Annotated in this window: 1 protein-coding gene; it reads left to right on the top strand. The window is 67.0% G+C overall.

The window, feature by feature from the left end; all coding sequences use genetic code 11:
- Window positions 1-57 precede the first annotated feature (57 nt).
- Window positions 58-1,290, top strand: a complete 1,233-nt coding sequence (locus ASD66_RS23955; RefSeq protein WP_056892498.1) for an IS30 family transposase — start codon at window positions 58-60, stop codon at window positions 1,288-1,290.
- Window positions 1,291-1,320: the final 30 nt, after the last annotated feature.

Raw genomic sequence — 1,320 nt, 5'->3', positions numbered from 1 at the left:
GGCAGGGGGCGGAATCAATCGGTCTAAGCAACTCAACCCTGTTGGGTGGTGTTGTGGATGCCGAGGTATGTGTCGTATGAGCAGCGCGAGGAGTTCTTCGGGTTGCTCTGCTTGGGGATGTCGCTGCAGGCCGCGGCTGTTGCGGTCGGCGTGTCGGTGACCGCTGGGAGGTCGTGGTGGCGATCCTCGGGGCTTGTGACTCCTGTGATTTCGATTGGTTCTGTCGGTGGCCTACCGGGTTCTGCTCCACCGCGTGTGCCGGGTGTGCACGGTCCGGGAGAACGGCCACGACGACGGCGGGCGTTGACCAGTGAGGACCGTGCAGTGATCGCGGTGGGGTTGTTGTGTGAGTGCTCTTGTGCCCAGATCGGCGCGATGATCGGGCGGGACAAGTCGGTGATCTCTCGCGAGGTGGACCGCAACCGGGGACCTGACGGGTCCTACTGGGCTCCGGTGGCGCACCGGGCCGCGCACGAGCGTCGTCGCCGCCCCAAGGGGTTCAAGCTGCTCAGCAACCCTGCACTGTGCCGACGGATCGAGGCGTGGATGGATGACGGGTGGTCACCGGGTCTGATCGCCGCGGTGCTCAGGGCCGATGCCGGGTCGAACATGATGGAGCGTGTGAGCCACGAAACGATCTACCAGGCGCTCTACGTGCAGGCCCGTGGTGGGCTGCGCGCCGATCTGCACCGCCAACTGTCGCTGAAACGGCGACAGCGCAAGCCGCGGGGCAGCAGCGACGGGCGAGGCACGAGCTTGTATCGGGAGGCGTTCACGATCCGGCAACGACCCGCCGAGGCCGCCGACCGGGCGGTCCCGGGGCATTGGGAGGGCGACCTGGTCACGGGTACTGCGAACGGGTCCGCGGTCGGCACACTGGTGGAGCGGTCGACCCGTTTCACCATCTTGTTGCACCTGCCCGGGCGCCATGACGCCGAGGCGGTGGCCGAGGCGATGATCCGTGAGATGAGCAAGCTGCCCGAGCACCTGCGGCGTTCGCTGACTTGGGACCGCGGCCCGGAGTTGGCCAGGTACCGCCAGGTCCAACTCGAGCTCGCGATGCCGGTCTACTTCTGTGACCCCCACTCGCCGTGGCAGCGGGGCACGAACGAGAACACCAACCGGCTCCTGCGGCACTGGTTGGAGAAGGGCAGTGACCTGTCCGTGCACACGGCCGAGGACCTGGACCGGATCGCTGCCACACTCAACGCCAGGCCCCGCCCTACCCTTGACCTGCAGACCCCCGCACAAGCGCTGGCTGCGCTGCTCGCCAAACCGGCAGCAGCATGACCGTTGCTTAGACCGATTGACCTAGCCGGG

Source organism: Nocardioides sp. Root151, from assembly GCF_001427925.1.
Lineage (GTDB): Bacteria > Actinomycetota > Actinomycetes > Propionibacteriales > Nocardioidaceae > Nocardioides.
This window is presented reverse-complemented; position numbering and strand designations above follow the sequence as displayed.